The sequence below is a fragment of the Levilactobacillus paucivorans genome, from assembly GCF_001437125.1.
In the GTDB taxonomy this organism is placed as follows: Bacteria; Bacillota; Bacilli; order Lactobacillales; family Lactobacillaceae; genus Levilactobacillus; species Levilactobacillus paucivorans.
In genome coordinates, this window is record NZ_JQCA01000107.1 from 1 (window position 1) to 1,181 (window position 1,181).

General features: G+C 35.4%; 3 protein-coding genes. All 3 read right to left on the reverse strand.

What is annotated here, in order from left to right; genetic code table 11:
* Nucleotides 1-271 (reverse strand): hypothetical protein (locus tag IV54_RS08295; protein WP_057878900.1); only part of this gene is annotated, 271 nt, incomplete at its 3' end.
* 19 nt (nucleotides 272-290) lie between these two features.
* On the reverse strand, nucleotides 291-500 hold the full coding sequence (locus IV54_RS08300) for a hypothetical protein (RefSeq protein WP_021816943.1): 210 nt from the start codon (nucleotides 498-500) through the stop codon (nucleotides 291-293).
* 245 nt (nucleotides 501-745) lie between these two features.
* Nucleotides 746-1,177: a tyrosine-type recombinase/integrase gene (locus IV54_RS08305; RefSeq protein WP_237756699.1), complete on the reverse strand. Its 432-nt coding sequence runs from the start codon at nucleotides 1,175-1,177 to the stop codon at nucleotides 746-748.
* Between the last annotated feature and the right edge of the window lie 4 nt (nucleotides 1,178-1,181).

The following is a 1,181-nucleotide window of genomic DNA, read 5'->3' on the forward strand; positions in this document are numbered from 1 at the left end:
TAGGTTGATCGTTTTTTAATTTATCCGGTTTATGGGCGTTAACATAGTCAGCAAATATTTTTAAAAGCTCTTCGGTTTGTTCGACCGAGAGATTATCAGCTTGAAAGTATTTTTCTAGCAAAGCCCCTTTTTGAATTAATCGGCGAGAACGGGCTTTGCGGGCTTGCCGATTTTCGTAGTATTTAGATTGCCGTAATTTAAAATCTTCTTGCTCAATTTTTTGTTTTAAACGCGCTTGTTGCTCAACTAGTTTTTCATATTGATTAGGCATAGTCATTACCACCTAACTATTATCGGTTATTTTGAGCTTGATTTAAAAAGGCGGCAACTTTTTTAGCAATCATTTTAATCTGTGGAGTAGTAAGTGTCCCATAATCCAAATTGGCTGATCTAATGATTTGCTTACCGAGATTTTGTTCAATTTTATTTTTTTCAGCTTTAATCTTTTGATTAAGCTGTTTTAATTTGGCTTCTTGTTTTTCTAAGTTACTTTGAGACATAATGATCCCTCCAATCGTATTAAAAATAATCGCCGACACTATATCATACAGAGAACGTTAAGTCAAAGTATGAAAGTTGAAATAGCGAAGCGGAAGGCATAAACTATAAGTAAATCTAGGGGAATCATCAGGACGAGTGAAACGAGGTCAATGCGCACTTACACACAACATGAAGCTGTGTTGTGTTAAACCCATTAAAACCTGTATCATAAGTCGCTGTAAGCGACAACTAAAAGCAAACCCATTTAACCAAAATAAATTTGGTCTAACATGGTTTCAGTACTTGCTTGGTCTAAGCCTAAATAAGCTAAAGTCATCGCTTCACTTGAATGATTTAATAAGTGCATGACCAAACCAATATTGTAATTAGATTGTGTGTAAACACGATAAGCTCCAGTTTTACGCATAGTGTGCGTACCAAGATAATTGATACTTAAAAGATCGCCGACTTTGCTCATGATTTTGTAGAACTGTTTTTCTGTGATATGTCGTTCTGGGTGTTGGATGGAAGGAAAGAGCCATTCAGATTGTAACTTATGATCAAGCAGCCATTGACGATACAACAAGAGGTCTGTTTGAACCGGTTTAAGATACAGCGTATTAGGTTTACCAGTTTTTTTATCATGGCAAATTCTATAATTAATCCGAACAGAAATTAAAAAGCCCAAAGCAATCACTTAC